This is a genomic window from Pedobacter sp. GR22-10 (assembly GCF_026239715.1).
GTDB lineage: Bacteria > Bacteroidota > Bacteroidia > Sphingobacteriales > Sphingobacteriaceae > Pedobacter.
On record NZ_JAPIVR010000007.1, the window covers coordinates 42,425 to 62,151 of the forward strand.

Annotated in this window: 20 protein-coding genes; 11 read left to right on the plus strand and 9 right to left on the minus strand. The window is 38.3% G+C overall.

Annotated features, from left to right (window positions below; translation table 11 throughout):
- The first annotated feature begins 198 nt into the window (after window positions 1-198).
- On the plus strand, window positions 199-2,022 hold the full coding sequence (locus tag OQX64_RS21095; RefSeq protein ID WP_265820243.1) for a tetratricopeptide repeat protein: 1,824 nt from the start codon (window positions 199-201) through the stop codon (window positions 2,020-2,022).
- A gap of 100 nt (window positions 2,023-2,122) precedes the next feature.
- Here the strand turns inward: OQX64_RS21095 and OQX64_RS21100 are convergent, their stop codons facing one another.
- The gene (locus OQX64_RS21100; RefSeq protein WP_265820244.1) at window positions 2,123-2,680 is read right to left on the minus strand and encodes a GNAT family N-acetyltransferase; all 558 of its coding nucleotides are present in this window, start codon (window positions 2,678-2,680) and stop codon (window positions 2,123-2,125) included.
- 75 nt (window positions 2,681-2,755) lie between these two features.
- Here OQX64_RS21100 and OQX64_RS21105 point away from each other — a divergent pair, with 75 nt between their 5' ends.
- Window positions 2,756-3,058 carry a DUF4286 family protein gene (locus tag OQX64_RS21105; RefSeq protein WP_265820245.1) on the plus strand — a complete coding sequence of 101 codons (303 nt, stop codon included), beginning with the start codon at window positions 2,756-2,758 and terminating at the stop codon, window positions 3,056-3,058.
- A 186-nt stretch (window positions 3,059-3,244) separates the two neighbouring features.
- On the opposite strand, the gene OQX64_RS21110 is transcribed toward OQX64_RS21105, so the two are convergent.
- On the minus strand, window positions 3,245-3,571 hold the full coding sequence (locus tag OQX64_RS21110; protein WP_088302577.1) for a nucleotide pyrophosphohydrolase: 327 nt from the start codon (window positions 3,569-3,571) through the stop codon (window positions 3,245-3,247).
- A gap of 97 nt (window positions 3,572-3,668) precedes the next feature.
- Here OQX64_RS21110 and OQX64_RS21115 point away from each other — a divergent pair, with 97 nt between their 5' ends.
- Window positions 3,669-5,075, plus strand: a complete 1,407-nt coding sequence (locus tag OQX64_RS21115; protein ID WP_265820246.1) for a hypothetical protein — start codon at window positions 3,669-3,671, stop codon at window positions 5,073-5,075.
- A 5-nt stretch (window positions 5,076-5,080) separates the two neighbouring features.
- Here OQX64_RS21115 and OQX64_RS21120 read toward each other — a convergent pair whose 3' ends face one another.
- The 4 genes from OQX64_RS21120 to dtd form a co-directional block, all read right to left on the minus strand.
- Window positions 5,081-5,569, minus strand: coding sequence for a hypothetical protein (locus OQX64_RS21120; protein ID WP_265820247.1), 489 nt, complete (start codon window positions 5,567-5,569; stop codon window positions 5,081-5,083).
- A gap of 12 nt (window positions 5,570-5,581) precedes the next feature.
- Window positions 5,582-6,763: a hypothetical protein gene (locus tag OQX64_RS21125; protein ID WP_265820248.1), complete on the minus strand. Its 1,182-nt coding sequence runs from the start codon at window positions 6,761-6,763 to the stop codon at window positions 5,582-5,584.
- A gap of 86 nt (window positions 6,764-6,849) precedes the next feature.
- Complete coding sequence (locus OQX64_RS21130) at window positions 6,850-8,298, minus strand: glycosyltransferase family 39 protein (RefSeq protein WP_265820249.1); 1,449 nt, start codon at window positions 8,296-8,298, stop codon at window positions 6,850-6,852.
- Between the two features lie 178 nt (window positions 8,299-8,476).
- The gene (gene dtd, locus OQX64_RS21135) at window positions 8,477-8,929 is read right to left on the minus strand and encodes a D-aminoacyl-tRNA deacylase (protein WP_265820250.1); all 453 of its coding nucleotides are present in this window, start codon (window positions 8,927-8,929) and stop codon (window positions 8,477-8,479) included.
- Between the two features lie 14 nt (window positions 8,930-8,943).
- Here dtd and OQX64_RS21140 point away from each other — a divergent pair, with 14 nt between their 5' ends.
- Together OQX64_RS21140 and OQX64_RS21145 are read left to right on the plus strand one after the other, a co-directional pair.
- Window positions 8,944-9,984: a hypothetical protein gene (locus OQX64_RS21140; RefSeq protein WP_265820251.1), complete on the plus strand. Its 1,041-nt coding sequence runs from the start codon at window positions 8,944-8,946 to the stop codon at window positions 9,982-9,984.
- Complete coding sequence (locus OQX64_RS21145) at window positions 9,950-12,394, plus strand: hypothetical protein (RefSeq protein WP_265820252.1); 2,445 nt, start codon at window positions 9,950-9,952, stop codon at window positions 12,392-12,394. The genes OQX64_RS21140 and OQX64_RS21145 overlap by 35 nt, the downstream gene beginning before the upstream one ends.
- A 117-nt stretch (window positions 12,395-12,511) precedes the next feature.
- Here the strand turns inward: OQX64_RS21145 and OQX64_RS21150 are convergent, their stop codons facing one another.
- Complete coding sequence (locus OQX64_RS21150; RefSeq protein ID WP_265820253.1) at window positions 12,512-13,570, minus strand: 3-oxoacyl-ACP synthase III family protein; 1,059 nt, start codon at window positions 13,568-13,570, stop codon at window positions 12,512-12,514.
- A gap of 128 nt (window positions 13,571-13,698) precedes the next feature.
- On the opposite strand from OQX64_RS21150, the gene OQX64_RS21155 reads away from it, so the two are divergent.
- A complete protein-coding gene (locus OQX64_RS21155) occupies window positions 13,699-13,980 on the plus strand; it encodes an ATP-dependent Clp protease adaptor ClpS (RefSeq protein WP_088302569.1) in 282 nt (93 codons plus the stop codon).
- A 164-nt stretch (window positions 13,981-14,144) separates the two neighbouring features.
- Here the strand turns inward: OQX64_RS21155 and OQX64_RS21160 are convergent, their stop codons facing one another.
- Window positions 14,145-14,741 carry a thioredoxin family protein gene (locus OQX64_RS21160; RefSeq protein ID WP_265820254.1) on the minus strand — a complete coding sequence of 199 codons (597 nt, stop codon included), beginning with the start codon at window positions 14,739-14,741 and terminating at the stop codon, window positions 14,145-14,147.
- A 227-nt stretch (window positions 14,742-14,968) separates the two neighbouring features.
- Window positions 14,969-15,754: a 16S rRNA (adenine(1518)-N(6)/adenine(1519)-N(6))-dimethyltransferase RsmA gene (gene rsmA, locus OQX64_RS21165; protein WP_088302567.1), complete on the minus strand. Its 786-nt coding sequence runs from the start codon at window positions 15,752-15,754 to the stop codon at window positions 14,969-14,971.
- 150 nt (window positions 15,755-15,904) lie between these two features.
- On the opposite strand from rsmA, the gene pdxA reads away from it, so the two are divergent.
- The 5 genes from pdxA (at window position 15,905) to plsX (ending at window position 19,725) form a co-directional block, all read left to right on the plus strand.
- Window positions 15,905-16,984: a 4-hydroxythreonine-4-phosphate dehydrogenase PdxA gene (gene pdxA / locus OQX64_RS21170; protein WP_265820255.1), complete on the plus strand. Its 1,080-nt coding sequence runs from the start codon at window positions 15,905-15,907 to the stop codon at window positions 16,982-16,984.
- 53 nt (window positions 16,985-17,037) lie between these two features.
- Window positions 17,038-17,874: a sulfurtransferase gene (locus OQX64_RS21175; protein WP_265820256.1), complete on the plus strand. Its 837-nt coding sequence runs from the start codon at window positions 17,038-17,040 to the stop codon at window positions 17,872-17,874.
- Window positions 17,875-17,948: 74 nt separating this feature from the next.
- A complete protein-coding gene (locus OQX64_RS21180) occupies window positions 17,949-18,479 on the plus strand; it encodes a YceD family protein (protein ID WP_265820257.1) in 531 nt (176 codons plus the stop codon).
- A 15-nt stretch (window positions 18,480-18,494) separates the two neighbouring features.
- A complete protein-coding gene (rpmF, locus tag OQX64_RS22505; RefSeq protein ID WP_010600130.1) occupies window positions 18,495-18,686 on the plus strand; it encodes a 50S ribosomal protein L32 in 192 nt (63 codons plus the stop codon).
- 100 nt (window positions 18,687-18,786) lie between these two features.
- Window positions 18,787-19,725: a phosphate acyltransferase PlsX gene (plsX, locus tag OQX64_RS21190; RefSeq protein WP_265820258.1), complete on the plus strand. Its 939-nt coding sequence runs from the start codon at window positions 18,787-18,789 to the stop codon at window positions 19,723-19,725.
- Window positions 19,726-19,727 lie beyond the last annotated feature (2 nt).

The following is a 19,727-nucleotide window of genomic DNA, read 5'->3' on the forward strand; positions in this document are numbered from 1 at the left end:
ACTTTAGCTTGTTTCCTGTTAATGGCCACTTAACAGCATACATCTCGGCAACATACAAAATAAAAATGATGTCACCAGAACGATCAGATTTAATATGACAGCTACCATACTACACGAAATCCATTCGGCCAATGTTTAGCGTTAAATCTTTTACCTTTCATGTCTTTTTATTACATTTAAAATTTATAAAACAGGATTATGAATCGTTTAATTGTCTTTGCATTTTTGATGTTGAGCTGGAATGTGCAGGCACAAATTTCACGCAATAATCAGGCTGTATTAAATGATGAAAGTGCTTTAGCCACGCAGTATTATCGCGATGGAGATTATGAAAAGGCTGTTGTTTTACTGGAGAAAATGTTTGCCAATCCTGATAACGAAGGTTATTTCGACATCTATTTCAATGCCTTATTAAAATTGAAGCGTTATGATGCTGCGGAAAAGATCGTCAAAAAAACCATCAAACAGCATCCGGAAAATGATGCTTATCCGATTGCAATGGGTAAACTTTATGAGGAACAGGGCAATGTATCATCTGCCAATAAGATATTTACTGACATCATTGCCAAACTTCCAAAAGATGAATTTAAGATCCGGAATTTAGCGAACAACTTTTACCGTTTTGAAAACTATGATCTGGCTGTTCAAACGTTTAAGCAGGGCAGAAAACTTTTAGGAAACGACCAGCTGTTTACTTATGAATTGCTGAACATATATCGGTATAAAAAAGACAAACCCATGCTCATGCAGGAGTACCTGGATGTATTGCCTTCCACCCCGCAATTGCTCCCACAGGCAGAGAATGTACTTTCCATGATTTTTGAAGATAAAAGTGACTACCAGACTTTTCAAACTGCAATACTCAGAAAGATTCAGAAAGCACCTGACGCAGAAGTATACATCAAGCTGCTGACATGGAACTATATCCAGCAGCAGGAGTTTGAACCGGCATTACGCCAGTTGATTGCCTTTGATAAACGAACAAAAGCTGATGGCGGAACCCTCTTTAATGCCATTTATACATTTGTTGATAACGGCGCGTACGAAACCGCTATAAAGGCTTATGAATACCTGCTCACTAAAGGAAAGGAAAGCCAGTACTATCTTCCATCGAAGATTGAAATGCTAAGCACACGGTACAACCTGCAAACCTCCGGAAAATATACGACAGCCGACTTAAGTTTACTGGCCAAAGATTACCAGGGCCTGCTGGATGAATATGGTAAAAACAGGAATACATTATTTGCCATTAAAAAACTCGCCAATCTGCAAGCCTACTATTTAAATGAGGCAGCCAAAGCTGAAAAAGGGCTGGAAGAAGCTTTGCAAATGCCTGGAATTGGCACAGCAGACCTGGGCCAGCTAAAGCTGGATTTGGGTGATGTTTATATTTTAACCAATCAGCCATGGGAAGCATTTCTGGTTTATGAACAGGTAAGTAAACAGTTTGAAAGTCAGCCCATCGGGAATGAGGCACGCTTCAGAAGTGCCAGACTTTCCTTTTACCAGGGCAATTTTGAATACAGCAACGGACAATGCCAGGTACTCAAAGCGGAAACTTCCCAGCTGATTGCTAATGATGCCCTTAACCTGAGTTTACTCATTTCTGACAACATTCAAACACCAACTGATAGCAATGCATTAAAAATGTATGCTGATGCTGAAATGCTGGAATTCAGAAACCTGCCGGCACAGGCCATTAAAAAGCTGGATAGCATCGGAATCTCTTACCCCCAAAATGAACTGGCCGATGCCATATTAATGAGTAAAGCCAAAATATTTATTAAATCTGCTGATTTTCAAAAAGCGGCAGATATGCTCAAAAAAGTTGCAGATAACTTTAAGGATGGTATCTGGACTGATGATGCCTTGTTTACATTAGGCGATTTATACGAAAAGAAACTCCATGATATTGCACAGGCCAAAAGCTATTTTCAACAATTGATTACGGATTACCCGGGCAGTATGTTCAGTGCCGAAGCTAGAAAAAGATTCAGAAATTTAAGGGGAGACGGGGTTTGATGATGAGTTCAGTTGTCATGAGTTTAGTGGTTCATTAGTCAATTGGAAAATTCTTTGATGGATAATATTTAAGTTGAACGGACTCCAAATGCCACAAAAACTAGCTTTTCAAATCCCATACCACAACATTCCATTCCACCCCACTACTGTCTGTATAAACATGAACAACTTCAAAGCCTATGCGTTTATGCGCATTCATTGAGCGCAGGTTAATACCTGCAATTTCGGTGATTGCGAAATCATATTTTTCATTAAAGTAATGCTTATAGGAATTGTAGCATTGATCAAATAAACCCTGCCCCCGATAGGCTTTATCTACACAAACCTGCCCTACAACGATATAATGGTAATCATCAACCGGTTTTCCATTAAAATGAATATGCTCAAAGCTTTCGTATAATTCAACCAGGCGCGGTATTTCATGCTTTGATTGTTCGGTCATCCCCAATACATAGGCAATCACCTGACCGCCGTCTTTAGCAATGATATTCTTTTCATGCAAATGCATTTTCTTCAGGTCATCCCATGTATGCGAAACCGTTACAAAACCCTGCGCTATAATTTCATCAGGGGATAAATCCGTTTTCAGGTTTCTCTTTTGAAGCGCAAGAATCCCTTCGAGATCTTCATTGGTTTCAGATGTGGTTATTTCAATCATTGGATCAGGCAATTAATAGCTTTCGAATATAGGCAATCTGTTTTGTTCCTCTGTTTTCTTCCTTATCTTTGCCACATGCTTTTATATAATGTTACGCTAATTTTAGAAGAATCTGCAGCAGCAGAATGGTTACAATGGATGCAGGAAACTCATATTCCAGCGGTAATGGCTACCGGCATGTTTGTTTCCAACCGTTTATTAAAAGTGTTGGATTCGCCAAATGAAGGTGTTACCTATTGCACACAATATGTTGCGGAGAATCAGGAAAACTACAATCAATATCAACAGGCCTATGCGCCAGCTTTACAGGCAGACCTGAATGAAAAGTTCAAAAATCGTTTTGTTGCTTATAGAACATTAATGGAGTTTATTGGCTAAGCCAATAAGTGAGTAAGTTTTGAATGAATAACTAAGTGAATGAATTTTGAATGAGAGAATTTTGAATGACTAACTGAGTGAATGAATTTTGAATGACTGAATCTTCAGGCTTTTTTCTCATTCTCTCATTCAAAATTCTCTCATTCAAAATTGACTTTCTCATTCAAACTGCTCCCAATCAAACCCTCACTTTAACTTCTCGTTATTCTTGTGCCGGTCTGCATCGCGGATGTTTTTCTTTTCCAGGTTTTTGTGAAGTGCTTCTGTTAAATTGATGCCGGTTTGGTTGGCCAGGCAAATCAGCACAAAGAGTACATCGGCCATTTCATCTGCCAGGTTTACAGATTCATCACTTTTTTTAAAAGATTGCTCACCGTATTGACGGGCCATTATCCGGGCCACTTCCCCAACCTCTTCCATTAGAATTGCGGTGTTGGTGAGTTCATTAAAATACCTGATACCCGTGGTATTTATCCATTGGTCTACGGTTTCCTGTGCTTCGTTAATGGTCATGATTTTCTTTTATTTTTTACTGGGTTAAATTTCCTAATTTAGGCTGACATAAAACTTATCTTTCTAAAGATAAACGCTAATCATCTAAATTGAACTTATGAATATGCTCTTCAGTGAAAAACAACAAAAAGCCATCAAATCGATTTGGATTTTATGGGCAATCGTAGCTTTTCTGCAAATCAGTTGTTATTTTATAGATAGCTACGGACCAGATACCACTGCATATGATTACTTATGGAGAATACAGACCTGGTTTCTGGAGAGTTTGATCTTTGCGTGGTATTTTTATAAAAATAAGATGTTCTCGAAAGCCATCATCATTCAGCTCCTATTTTCTCCATACTATATTTTTAAAAAAGACTGGCCAAGTTTTATCGATTACCATTTCAATTTTACAAATAGTGGATTAATCTACCAGGTTATTGGTGTACTTTCTTTCTTTGCACCTATACTCACCTTCGCTTATTTCTACTTTAAAGCAGAAGGAAACCTCAATACCATTTCTAAAATTAAATCATTGATAATACAGCTGATTTTTGTTCTGATTTTCAGTGTAACCATTTCTTCCGATCCTGATTCTTTATACAATTATATCAGCAGTTTCAGTACAAGTAATCTTTATTTAAAAGATGCCATCGTAGCCCTTATTTTTGCCATAATATCCCTCAAAATGATTTCGGTTTTAATTGGCTTCTTTTATCTTTCCAATAGAATTTATTCGGTAAAGCAGGTTTTAAATCCAATAGATGAACAGCCTGTTTCCAGCAGTTTTTTTAAATATGGGTTTTTGATTACTTATCCGATTTTACTGCTCTCTATTTTAGATATGGGTGCCTCTGCACTTAAGGTTTCTTTATCTTTTTCATCAATAGAACTTGTAACGGTGTTTTATATCACGGCAAATCTGATTGTACTTTTTATTTGCGGACGGTTTTTTGCCACATTAATTCAATATAGAAACTTCACACTCAAGCGTTATTTCGGCGTAGTGAACACATTATCCATTTTACCTGTAATTAACCTGGCTCCATTTTTCGCCTTACTTTTCTTTAAGCAAAAACCGGAAACAACCGGCACCTATATCGATAAATTAAAACAGAATAGAAATGTACATCTCTCGATTTATTGTGCTTTACTTATTCTATATTATACCTATCATTATGTTTCGGTAAAAGCCGATTACAGAACCTTCGAGCCCATTTATAAATTAGTGGTATTTAGCATATCGGCTATTTTACTGGCAAAATTCAAATGGAGCACCAAGGTAATTCCGTTTTTAGCCGTGATGAGTTTGTACTATGCTGATTTTAAAGACTTTTTCGACTTTGCTGATGGCTTGTGGCCTTTCATTCAGAAAAAATTAATCTCATTTGTCTGGATAGGAACCTTGGCGATGTTTATCACCTACTACATTATAGATTACATCATTCATAAGTGCTTTTACACACCTTACTTTGAAGATCAAAACCGTGATGAGTTTGAAGCCTACATCAATAAGTTCTGATTGGTTTACGATTTACGCAAGATTATAGCCAGTTTATTTCCGAAGAGGCTGCTATTATTGGAACGGTCTATGAGTTTGAAATCAAAAGTATATTTTCCTTCAGCAGGTGCGGTAAATTTTTTACTCTCTGTTTCATACTCATGCACCGTGTAATAAACAGTACTATCACCTGAAGAACTGCTTTCTGTGTAAGATTCCTTCGTTTTTTTTGAATTGATGATGTGATCTTCTGCATCCACATTTAAGCTATCAAGAAGAATGGATTGTCCGTTGGTTTCGACATTAAACTTTACAGCGAATACACCAGCTTCATCTTTACTGCTTTTGGAAACCTTCGTCCAGATGGTAATTACATCACCTTTTTTTAAACTCACGTTTTCTGCAGATATGATCTCGCCGCTTGCCAATTCTAAAACCGTTAATTCTTTCCCAACAGGATTACAAGAACTAAGACCTAAAATAAATAAAACTGAAAATAAATAGTTTTTAGACATATCAGAGGGGCGTTATGGGTGAGCAGTTATTTGTAAGGTATCATGTTTACTAAAATAGCTGAACATTTTTACAAAAAAATCAGCATTGGATGGTGTCAGTTCTTGATCTGTTTTGAGGATAAAAGTTCTTCCCTTATAAATAACCGGACAAAAAACAGTGGCAAAAGTATGGGCTGCATAGCCATCTCTCATTTTTGCAGTACTTGTAACCACATAGCAGCCGGAATCTTCCTTTAATTGATATGAATATTGGTTACTTATATTTAAAATAATTCCTCGTGAACCATAATCCGATTCAACAACCTGATTGCTTTTGATCTGATTGATGCTTTTATTAAAATCGCTTAAGGTTTCTGGTGATGGGCTAAACAACTCTACGAAAGTATAGTTACCGGGTGTTCGCGGAGAGACCTGATCATTTGTGTCGAGAAAATATTTGAGTTCTTTCTCTATTTTCATGAACATATTATTTACCCAGTTTATTTTTAAAGCAGGCATATTCTGAACATAATCATTCCACGACTCAAATTTAACGACCAGATAATTGGTTGCCATTAAATTTTTTGCATGTTTTAAAAGATGTACCGAAAGTTCCAGTTTTTGCTTTTTAGGGTATTTCTGGGTCCAGCTGATTTCAGCACTATAAACTAAAAAGCATTTTTTCACTGCATCATATTGGAGATTATAGGTGAAGAACGTTTCACCCTGACTATAAATAACGCTATTATCATCTTCGTAATAAACGGCATCTATTCTTTCACCGGCAGCCTTTAAATCAGCTACAGAAAACTGTTTCGAATCATTTGAAGGAATGATATAAATATGCTCCGAATGAAGCTTTTCATTACTGGTAAAAAAATCAGCTAAATTTACGCTTAGAGAATTGGTGTCGATTTTCGCAAGATCTATATCCCCTAATAAAACTTCTCCGGGTGCAACTTTTTCCACTTCAAAATCACAATTTTCGGGGATAGTCAGCGAATAAGTTTTGTTGATTAAAACTGTTTTTAAGGGCAGTTTTAATTTCATAATTCTTTGATATTCTGTTTTGGAAACCTCTTCCATATCATCAATGCCAGAATCCTCTTCACGATCCGTTTTTACTGTCCGTTTGCAACCATAAAAACATACGGCTGATAATATGATAAAGACCAGGAATTTTTTAATACAGAAATGGGAGCGCATATTCATCATAAGTTTTTTGAAGATAATCAAATATAGAATAAACCTGTTAATTACACTTATTCTATGATCAACTGTTTCTTGTACGCTTCAAAATTTTATTGTTGTTCTTCTATTATTTCTGCCTCAATGATTGGGTTGATGTTAATTTTGGCACCTTCCAGTAAGAAAACACTTGCGCCAAATTCTCTTGAAAATGGATTTTTTACTTCGCCAATTTTGGTAATCTTCGCAAAAATGGGTTGCTCCTTCTTCCTTTGCGGATCTTCATCATAAGTACCCTGAATTAAAATTAAATCTTTAACCGGCTTCTTCAACTTGAACCAATGCAAATAATCATCACTATAGGCAACAGCTCCGATATTGGGATATTTAGAATAATAATTGATTGCAGCTGCCTGCCCATAGTTGTCTGCGCGTACGAGTACCCTGCTTTTATCTTTAACCTGGCTGTATGCCATATCCGCTAAGTGTGCAATTTCCTTCCAACCCAGCATATCAGCATAATCCTGCGGAAGCTGATGATTTTTTCCATCTTCCCATCGCAATGCTCCTACGCTTTCAAACCGCTTATGGCTTTTGATAATTTGAGCAGGCGAATACACCGGCATAAGCAAAGGAAGTACATATACAAATGATACCATCGTAAAAGCTATAACTGCACCCTTTACCAAATATCGCTTTGATAAAATTTGCCCGAAATATACTGCACCAAAACAGAGCAATACCGGATAAAGCCCTAAGGTATAATAATCCTTTCCTTTGAAATAGATAAACACCAGCATGGTGAAAAGATAAGTTAAAATTACCCAACGGTATTTTAAGAAGGTCTTATGCCAGATCAAAACAGAAATCCCGGCCAGAAGAAAAAAGAAGGAATTGATGAAGAACAAAAACTGGCTCATCAAAAAGTTTTTTAAAGAAACATTTACCAGCTGATATTTCTGCAACAGTTTCATATGGTGTAATACCGGGAAGCCACGGTTGATTTGCCAGATGATATTTGGAAGTGCAATGAATACCCCCACTAAAACCGCAAAATAAAAATGTTTCTGCGTAAATATTTTTCGCTGCCTGCCAATTAAGATAGCGGGGAATAAGCCAATAACCAGGAACAGGATATTGTATTTATTCAAAAAGCCGATGGCAATGGTGATGGCGAAAAAATACAGGTATTTGGGTTGTTCGCCATCAAAATAGCAGATCAGATAATAGAAAGCAGCTGTCCACGCTAAAACATCAAAGGAGTTTGGTTGATATAAGGTATTCAATCTTAAAAAGATTGAGCAGATCATGGCAATACAAACTAAACATTTTGACAACAAGTTACCGTTGATGGCCTCAACGATTTTCCAGCAAAAAACCAGTGTTAATGTGCCTAAAAAGGCAGGTACAAAACGTATCAGGTAAAAGCCGCCCCCTAGTAATTTAATCAACAATGAAAAAAATGATATCAATGGAGGTACGGAAGTAAATCCAAAGGCGGGGTGATTGGCCTGATCGAGGTACAAGAATTCATCCCGGTGTAATTCGTAAACTGAATTCACCAATACAAAAGATAAAACTAATTTTAAAATTAAAAAAAAAGCAAGACAACTATATTCTTTTATCCGGTTCTGATATTGAGCCTCCATATTTATTTAACCGCATTGATGTATTGAAATATATTATCGTCTTTGACAGCCAATTGCTTAAATAGTTACGGTTCTAAAGTTTAATTTTTATTTACTCTTTATTCTTAGTATCAATCAAAATAGTAGTGGGTCCATCATTTACTAAAGCAATTTTCATGTCTGCGCCAAAAATTCCGGTTTCAACTTTTTTCCCAAGCAAAGCCGATAACTTTTCTATCATTTTCTCGTACAGGGGAATAGCAACATCGGGCTTCGCAGCTTTGGTAAAGCCCGGCCGGTTGCCCTTTTTCGTGGAAGCAAATAAGGTAAACTGACTAATCAACAGAATATCCCCGTTAATATCGGCCAAAGCTTTATTCATCAAGCCGTTTTCGTCACCAAAAACACGCATCCCGATAATTTTCTGGGCCAGCCATTCCAAATCTTCAGTGGTATCGGCATCTTCAATACCCAGCAGCACCAGAAATCCGCCTTTGATTTCTCCTGTAATCTTTTCTTCTACTGTACAACTTGCTTCGGTAACCCTTTGTAAAACTGCCCGCATTTATATTACTTTTGATGGATAAATTTAGTATGCGCAAGATAAGTATTTTAGTCATTGCTACAGTTCTGCTATTCAGCTGTAAGCAAAAATCAATCGTTCACCCTACCTTCTATTTTTGGAAAACCGATTACCATAATACTAAATCTGAGACCCAATATCTTGATCAGTTCAAATCGAAAGCCCTATATGTCCGGATCATGGATGTGGATGTTGACCCCGATCTTCAGCAGGCCGTACCGGTATCTCCAATAAAATTTTCTGAGCCATTGCCACCTCAAGTGGAGATTATTCCAGTGGTTTTTCTGGTTAACCGGCTATTTTATGAAACCGATTCGAACAAGACCAAAATGCTCTCCAGCCGGATCGCGAATTTTGTGGATGCGAAAGTAAAGCAAGCGGGAAAGCAGCGTTTTACGGAACTTCAAATCGATTGCGACTGGACCAAAGCCACCCGTGAGCAGTATTTTAAATTTCTTAGCCAATTGAAAAATCAGCCATTGCTAAAAGGAAAAAGTATTTCAGTGACACTCCGGCTACATCAGGTAAAAAACATATTAACCAGCGGAATACCACCGGTAGAAAAGGCCATGCTGATGTGTTATAACATGGGCAATCTGAGGCAGTATGGCGATCAGAATTCTATCCTCAATCAACATGAAATGGATATTTACCTCAAAGATGTGCTTGAGAACTACCCCCTGAAACTGGATGTGGCACTACCACTTTTTGAGTGGACAGTGGTCTTTAGAAATAAGGAGTACGCCGGGATTTCGAAAAGGATTAATCAAAGCCAATTGCAAAACAAAAAACTATTCAGACAGCGGGGAGCTTCTATTTTATATGACCTCTTATCAGACTATCCTGCTGCCGGATTAAAACGAGGGGATGTAGTAAGATGGGAGGAAGTTTCAGCAAAAGATTTACTTGCCACATCCACTTTTTTATCCCGATATTTGAAACCAGACGAACGAAATCTCGTTTTTTACCATCTTGACGCCGATCTTTTAAAACATTATACACATGAAGACCTTCAAAAAGTTATCGCTAATTTCTAGTGTTTTCCTGATTACATTTTTTGGCGAAATCGCAGTGAACCTAGCCTGTGGTGGAGAAGTAGATCCTTACGATTACTATATTTCATATTTCCATAACAATGTGCAGGGAGATGATTACATACCCTTTGCATTCAACCAAATGGCCTATTTAAACAGTGAAGAAGATGTGCTGAGTGAATCGGAAATTAACAGCAATGAATGGGGAAAATATTTGGAGGTAAACCCGCAGGATGTACATAAAGTGATGTACCAGATAGATAGTGCCACCAATGTTAAACTGAGAAATTTTGATGGACAGGTTTCATCCTTACCGGATAGCTTACAGAAAAACACTTTTATCCAGGCTTTAGGGAAAAATAAAAATGCACGGAAGTACTTTACCTTCGCCAAAAGTACTGAACCTTTTGCCAATGTTAATTTTGATCTATGGGATCCTAAACCAAGGGATACCACCGCAATGGCTGACCTGGCCACAGCAGCATTGAAATTAACAGCATCAGAAAAAGACAGCTTTTTAAAACTCCGTTACGCTTATCAGGCCGAAAGAATGTTTCACTATGCCGGCTTACATGCCGAAAGCAAAAATGTTTATGATCAATTTATAAAAACGAATAAAACCACCAGTGCTGTTAAGGGATGGGCACTGGCACTCTATGCCGGATCAACCAGAAGGCTGGGCAATCCGGAAGAGTCTGCTTTCTTATTCTCGAAGGTGTTTACCACTAATCCTGAGCGTAGAATCCAGGCTTATAAAAATTATTACTACAATAGTTCTTCGGTAAATGGCACTTTAAAATATGCCAAAACAAACGATGAAAAGGCCAGTATCTGGGCCATCAATGGTTTTGGAAATCCAGATTTTAATATCGAAAGCTTAACCAGGGTTTATCAATATGAACCGAAAAGTGAGTTAAATGGTGCACTTTTAGTACGTGAGGTAAATAAGCTGGAACAGGCTTTAATTAAAGACAGCGATCTGGCTAAAATCTCCTACCAATATTATTTTTATGATAGTGATAACTCAAAATCCAGAGACAGCATTAAAACCCTGAACTTAAAGCAACTTCACCTGGTTAAAGATTTCGCCTTAAAACTGGCTGAGGAAAATAAATATCCACAACCAGAACTTGGTACTTTAACAGCCGCCTACTTATCCTGGATGGAAAATAAAGATCTCGAAGCCTCAGGTTACCTGGCAAAGCTGAATGCTGATAAACTGCCGGAAAGATTGAAGGATCAATACCGGATTACGGATTTACTGATTAAAGCTAAAAACATTAAAAAGGGCAATCCATTTAATGAAAATGATTTGTTGCCCTCTTTAAAATGGCTGGATGAAAAACGATTTGCGGAGAATAAAACGGAGAAAAACGGACCATATGTCGCCTGGGCAGATCAGGATAAACGCTTTACCAGAACCACCAGAAATTTTTATCAGCAAATTCTGGCTCCGGCTTATTTGAAAATGGGCGATACCGCTAAAGCAGCTTTGGCCATGGTTAAGGGAGACCTCTCCTTCAGCCAAATGAAAAACAATTCACTGTTCGATAATATAAGTTATGCAAGCACTTCATTCTGGCGACAATATTTGAGTCCGGAGAGTATGCAGGGTATTGCAAACTATAAAACGAAAGCAAATGGAAATGACGTCACTGCTTTACTGGCGAAGGCCATAAACAGACTGAGTAAGGATGAATTTTATGAGCTTTGGGGCACTACTTATCTAAGAACGCATCAATATGATAAAGCGGTTCAAATGTTTGCGAAATTATCCCCTAACTATAACTATTCCAGTCCAACCAACTGGTATGCCGATGATGCAAATGGGAAGCTCTATTCGAATCCATTTATCCAAACCCTTAACGATTATCCAAAAAAATATGTGGTTGCAAAAGCTTCCGTTACAAAAAAAGCATTCGCAGCAGAAATGCTCCGGTTACAAAAATTAACCATCAGCGACAAAAAGAACGCGGCGCTTTACTTTTATAAAATGGCAAACGCAGTTTATCAAACGGGTTATTTTGGCAACAGCTGGTTTTTGATCAGTTATGACTGGTCATCTTATGATCATGCCAGTGCTGCAAAATTTGATTATGATATAGATTATAAAAAAGCACAAACGGCGAAAGCCTGGTATTTAAAAGCCAGAACTTTGAGCACAAATGCAGACTTCCGGGCGAAATGCACTTTCATGCTGGCCAAGTGTGCACAAAAGCAAATGATCTTAAATGCTAAATTAAACTCTTTCAGCTATTGGGACAAAAAAGATGTCAAATACAAAAACTTCATCAACGCCAATTATAACAATCCTTATTTTAAAGAAATGAAGTTGAAATACAGTAAAACGCCATTTTATCAGGTTGCCGCCGGAGCGTGTAGTTATCTTGGAGATTTTATAGCGAAAAAGTAGCGCAAGAGCGGGAAGGAACAAAGAATAAAGAGCAAGGAGTAAAAATCAAGAAAGCTAAAATCCAGCTAATAACGAGGGAAAAAACGATCGACCTGAAACCCTGAACCTTCTCCCCTGCTACCACCTGATCAATGCACTAGCCCAGGTAAAACCAGAGCCGAATGCAGCCAGACAAACCAGGTCGCCATCTTTTATTTTCCCGGCTTCCCAGGCTTCACAAAGCGCAATGGGCACAGAGGCTGCTGTGGTATTCCCGTATTTATGAATATTGTTAAAAACCTGATCATCACTTAGGCCAAGCAGTTGTTGTACATACTGGCTGATGCGTAAATTAGCCTGATGCGGCACGAGCATATCGATATCTTTTTCAGTTAAATTATTTGCAGCCAGTGCTTCTTTAATCACTTCAGGGAATTTAACGACTGCCTTTTTAAAAACCGACGGACCATCCATATAAGGTAAGGCTGCACCACTATCTAAAATTTCTTTTGTCATGAACAACCCACCCAATTCCTGATCAGGAAAAGCTGGTTTATCCTTCATCCATTTATTGGCATGAGAACCCGGATAATGCATCGCCAGGATCTCTGCATCAGCGCCATCACTATGTAGGTGCGTACTCAAAATACCTTTTCCAGGCTCATCTGTAGGCTGCAATACGACTGCACCTGCCCCATCACCAAAAATTACCGATACATTCCGGCTCCTGGTTTCGAAATCCATGGCGAAAGAATGTTTCTCGCTCCCCACTACCAGAATATTTTTATACATGCCGGTTTTAATAAACTGATCGGCAACAGAAAGTGCATAAACGAAACCTGAACACTGGTTACGAATATCCAAAGCACCAATTTCCCCCATGCCCATTTCCCGCTGTAATAATACTCCACAACCAGGAAAATAATAATCTGGACTGAGCGTAGCAAAAATGATAAAGTCAACATCCTGTACGGTGATGCCGGCACGTTCGATGGCAATTTTCGCAGCCTCGATTCCCATGGTCGTGGTGGTTTCTTCGTAACGATCAGCAAAACGACGTTCCTGGATTCCGGTACGCTCCTGAATCCATTCGTCATTGGTGTCCATAAAACGGCTTAAATCAGTATTGGTATAAACATTTTTGGGAACGTAGTAACCAATTCCGCCTATTTTAGATTGATGCATGTTATTATTCATAATTTGGTTAGGTAAAGTTAGTTATTTTATAAAGATAGCGCGGCGTACTTCTAGTGGATAAGCAGCTAAATGTCTAACATCTCAAATCTAATCTCTCAAATCTTCCAATTATTGTTTATTTTTGCCTCATGTCTACAGAAACCAAAGAAGAGACCTTTACGCTCGAAGAAATTTTAACTTCCCTAAAAACTGTACATCGCCTTATTTTGTGGAATGATGACATCAATACTTTCGATCATGTGATCTATTGCATGATGAAGTACCTGGATTATAACGAATCTCAATCTGAAAAAATTGCCTGGAAAGTACATAATGATGGCAAATGCCCTGTCTTAGAAGGTTCTTTTACAGAAATGGAAGTTTACCGGAAAATTTTGCAACAAGAGGGATTGACCGTTTCAGTGGACTAGATGCCAGCTTCAATCGATAAATCTTTAGACTGCAGTTGAGGTGTCGTCATTGGTAGGAGTAACAAAGAAGCAATCTTTCCACTCAGGATAAAGATTGCTTCAGCCAATCAAAAATCAGCTTCGCAATGACGATTTCCGGGAAAGAAATGCTATCGAACGTACTATTATAGCAAGCCTTTCAATAGCCCAGTCAACTCTGCCTGCGTAGTTTGGGTTTTATCTTTAGCATACCAGCCATGTAGTTTTTCGGCCAGGATTGGCATCTCAGTTGTTTCCCTTTTCCATTCTTTTAAAAGTTCCTGCAAAACCTGTGGCCTGGGTGCCCAAGTGGCTAAAACCTGATCGGCTGATTCATTCAGCACAATTAAAACTGGAATTGCCCTGCCACCATTCGTCAAATGTGCATCAATTAATGGCAGATTTTGATCTCGCAGTACAAATTTCAAATCAATTTTACCTAAAGATGCAGTTGCGATTTTATTAAACACCGGAACAATCTGCGCAGCATCACCACACCAGCCTTCCGTAATGACTAAGAACTTACGATTACCCGCTAATTGATCAATAGCAGTGGTTAAATCATCAGTCAAACTAATGGTCTTATCTACCCGATTCATGCGCTGCACGTTCATTTTAGTGTAGTGCAAATCGTAAGTTACATCGCCAGTAGCCTTTCCTTCTAACAGCAGTTGATCTATCAGGGCACGATAGGTTAAATAGTCCATCCCTTGTTCTTTGAATATTCCGCTATAATTCACCATAGTGTTTTAAGATATACCGCAAATAAAAGCAGAAATTAAATCAAAATAATCATGGCTTTGCAAGAAATCGCTTCGCGGATGATTACAGAGATTTTTAGATTACACAGCTATTTTTACAGGCTAAAAACAGCTACGATTTGCTGCCCTTCATTAATTGTAGCTTTATTTTGAGTAAAATAAATTGAATAGAATCTATTGAGAAAGAAAGCTTACAAACTTGATTATATTTAAGCTTCCATCAGTTTGCTGAGGTGCTGCGTTAGCGCCACAAAGTCTTCAACAGTTAATTGCTCGGCACGTTTCTCAAAATAAAAATGATCATCCATTTTGTCTTTCGGCATTACAGCAGACACCGCATTACGCAATGTTTTTCTGCGTTGATTAAAGCCTGCTTTAACTACACGCCAGAACAGTTTTTCATCGCAATCCAGCGTTTCTACTTCGTTTCTGATTAAACGAATAACGGCAGAATGTACCTTTGGTGGTGGATTAAATGTTCCAGGCTTTACGGTAAATAGGTATTCAATTTTATAATACGCCTGAAGAAAAACACTTAAAATCCCATAGTCCTTAGTGCCAGCAGGCGAAGCACAACGTTGCGCCACCTCTCTTTGAAACATCCCCACCATCTCTACAACCTTCTGGCGGTTATCTAAAATTTTAAATAGAATCTGAGAGGAAATATTATAGGGAAAGTTACCAATAATGGCAAAAGGACCTGGAAAAATGGTGTCGAAATCCAATTTTAAAAAGTCGCCGTTAATTAACCGGTCACCCAGCTGCGGGTATTTTTCATTCAGAAAATGATAAGATTCTGTATCAATATCAATCAGGTAAGTTTGTAAATCTTCACGCTGCAGCAAAAAATCAGAAAGAATGCCCATTCCGGGGCCAACCTCTAAAACCTGATGATACTGATCGGTATTCACCAGACTTTCAACAATGCGGTTGGCAATGCCTTTATCGGTTAAAAAATGCTGACCTAAATGTTTTTTCGCTTTTACTAAACTCATATCTCAAATTTTTGCCGAATATTTAACCGCAAAGAGCACAAAGATAGACTTATTATTGCTTTGCGAATAACTTAGTATTCTTTGCCCTTTCATTTTTTTTAAAGTCTTTAAACGAAAATCAGTATTTTGCGCTAAAATTTTCCAATAATTATGAGCGATAAACTTAAAATAGGTATTAGTATAGGCGACGTGAACGGTATTGGTTTAGAGGTAATTATCAAAACGTTATCCAACCCGGCTATTTTAAATTATTGTATTCCAATTGTTTACGGACACACAAAGGTCTCCTCTTTTCACAGAAAGGCAAATAATCTAGGTGATTTCAGTTTTAATGTGATCAATCACGCCAGCCAGGCACAGGTAAAAAAAGCAAACATGATCAATTGCTGGGAGGAAGATGTAAAAATCGAACTCGGGCAGGTTACTGCTACAGGTGGAAAATATGCACTTTTATCACTCGAAAAAGCTACAGCAGATTTAGTGAACGGCGACATTGACGCGTTAGTTACCGCGCCAATCAATAAGCACAATATCCAGTCTGAAACCTTCGCTTTCCCTGGTCACACGGAATATTTACAGGAAAAAAGTGGCAGTAAAGATGTGCTGATGTTCCTAATCAGTGAAAATTTACGTGTAGGTGTCGTTACCGGGCATATTCCTGTAAAAGATGTTCCAACTGCTATTACAAAAGATAAAATTTTAAGTAAACTGAGGCTGATTAACGAAAGCTTAAAAAAGGATTTCTGGATTGAGAAACCAAAAATTGCGGTACTAGGTTTAAATCCGCATGCCAGCGATAATAGCCTGCTTGGCGCGGAAGAGGCTGAAATTATTACGCCCGCCATTCAGGAAGCATATGATAAAGGCCTGATGGTTTTTGGCCCATACTCTGCCGATGGTTTTTTTGGAAATGGCAGTTACAAAAAATTTGATGCCGTTTTAGCCATGTACCACGATCAGGGCTTAATTCCGTTTAAAACTTTAGCCTTCCATAGTGGTGTTAACTTCACTGCCGGATTAAACTTTGTCCGTACTTCTCCAGATCATGGAACAGGCTACGACATCGCCGGAAAAGACCTTGCAGATGCTACTTCATTTACAGAAGCATTATTTTCGGCCATCCACATTGTGAAAAACCGCAGAGAACAAGAGGAAATGTTAAGCGGCCAGTTGCGTTCGGGTGGGAAGGTCGTTGAAACGCAGTTTGATATTAAAGACGATGCTTCATAAGCGAACCTTTCAGGCTTTAGAAACACTATAGGTTTAATCAAAAGAAGAAAACCATGTCAAAATTACCTCCAATTATACATCCAGCTGCTTTAGCCTCGCTTAAGGCTAACAATGATATTATCATTATTGATGCCAGTGCAGGTTCAAAAGCACGATACGTGGAACAACATTTGGCGGGTGCGCTTTTTGCAGATGTAAACGAAGATTTGGCGAACATCGGTGACTTCGCTAAAGGTGGCCGTCATCCATTACCTGATGTTAAACAATTTGCTCAGGTGTTGCAAAAATTTGGCATCAGCAAGAATAGTCATGTTATTGTTTATGACGATAAGAATGGTGGCAATGCAGCTGCCAGGCTCTGGTGGATGCTCCGTGCAATCGGCCATGAAAAAGTTCAGGTGATAGATGGTGGATTTCAGGCAGCGGTAAAGGCTGGTTTTCCAACAACAAATAAGGTAGAAACCCCAAGGACTGCTGATGCGTACGAAGCGGATGCCTGGACTCTCCCCTTATCAGATATGGCCGAAGTGGAAGCAGTGGCAAAAACAGCCGGCCACCTGGTTATTGATGTACGTGATGCTAACCGTTATGCAGGCTTAACAGAACCCATTGATACCCTTGCAGGGCATATTCCGGGTGCGGTAAATATTCCTTTTACTGAGAATTTAGATGCTGAAGGATTTTTCCTTCCACCTGAAAAACTTAAAGCTAAATACAGTAAAGCCCTGGCTAACATTAAATCTGAAAATGTGATTGTACACTGTGGCTCCGGTATCACCGCCTGCCACACACTACTTGCTTTGGATTATGCCGGATTACCAATGGCTAAGCTTTATGTGGGATCATGGAGTGAGTGGAGCAGAAATAATAAGGAAATGGTTTTTAAATAGATAACAATTTTTAAAAAACATTTTTTATCTAATTATTTTATCCATACATTTGCAGGCTAAAATTTTACAGTACTTTGAACCCATTAAAACAATTTTCTATACCGTTTACCGGACTAAAATTGGGAACTCATCAGTTTGATTATGAGCTTGATGACCGTTTTTTTAATGCCTTTGAGTATTCGTTAATTAAAAGTGGTAATTTAAAGGTTAACCTGGAACTTGATAAGCAAGAGACCATGTTACTCTTAAAATTTAAGGTTATTGGAACATTAAATTTAGATTGCGATAAATGCTTATCGGAATTTGCTTACCCGGTTAACTTATACGAAAGACAAATCGTAAAATTTGCAGGAGATGAGCTGGAAAGCGATGACGAAGAAATCATTTCGCTAAGCCGTAAAGATTCTGAGATTGATATATCAGGTCCATTATACGAAATGATTAACGTTTCTGTACCTTATATCAAAAACTGCGAGCAGGCAGATAAAGAGTGTGATCAGGAAATGATTGATCGCTTAGCGCAACTCTCTATTGATAAGCAGGCAGAAGAAAATGAACAAACAAGCGACCCACGTTGGGAAGCCCTTAATAAGTTAAAAAAATAATTAGATTATACACCAATGGCACATCCAAAACGGAAAATCTCGAAACAGAGAAAAAATAAAAGAAGAACACACTACAAAGCAGTGACACCTTCTTTGGCAACTTGCGCAGCAACAGGTGCTATTCACGTACCTCACCGTGCATACAACGTTGATGGTAACCTATACTATAACGGTAAATTGGTTATCGAAAATACTCAAATCGGGTAATTTTCTTAAGAAATTGTTTGTGTTTTCAGCGGCTTTAGTCATACCTTAGTCCACTGAAAATTTAGGATTGAACCTAACTTAACACAAACAGATTTTTTCGATGAAAATAGGCCTCGACATAATGGGCGGAGACTATGCTCCCAAAGCAATCGTTTTGGGAGCAATAGCAGCTCATCAATCGCTAAACGCCGGAGAACATATTGTTCTTATCGGTGATACCGAACAGATTAAACCCATTCTCGCTGAAGAAGGCTTTAATCCGGATCATTTTGAATACGTTCATACTGATGAAGTTATTGGTATGGGCGAACATCCCACCAAAGCAATTGTTCAGAAACCAAATTCGAGCATTGCAGTTGGTTTTAACCTTTTAAAAGAGGGTAAAATCGATTCATTCGCCAGTGCAGGTAATTCTGGGGCAATGCTGGTTGGCGCTGTATTTAGCGTTAAAACCATTCCGGGCATTATCCGCCCATGTTTATGTTCCATACTCCCAAAACTTAAAGGCGGTACAGGCTTGTTATTGGATGTTGGCGCCAATGCAGATTGTAAGCCAGATATCTTATTGCAGTTTGGCGTTTTAGGCAGCCTATACGCTGAAAATTTATTTAAAATAGATCATCCGAGAGTGGCCTTAATGAACATTGGTGAGGAAGATGAAAAAGGGAATATGCTCAGTATGGCTACATTTCCACTGATGAAAGAGACCAGTTTATTTAATTTTGTAGGTAATGTAGAAGGAAGGGATCTCTTTAATGATAAATCAGATGTCATTGTTTGCGATGGCTTTACCGGAAATGTTATGCTTAAACTGGCAGAATCTTTCTACGTGATCACCATCAAAAAGGGATTAAAAGATGAATTTTTTGATCGGTTTAACTACGAACAGTATGGCGGAAGTCCGGTTTTAGGTGTTAACGCTCCAGTTGTTATCGGACATGGAATTTCCAGCCCGCTGGCTGTTAAAAATATGGTTCTTCAATCCCGGGAAATGATTACCACAGGATTGGTAGAAAAAATTAGAATGGCATTTAAATAATA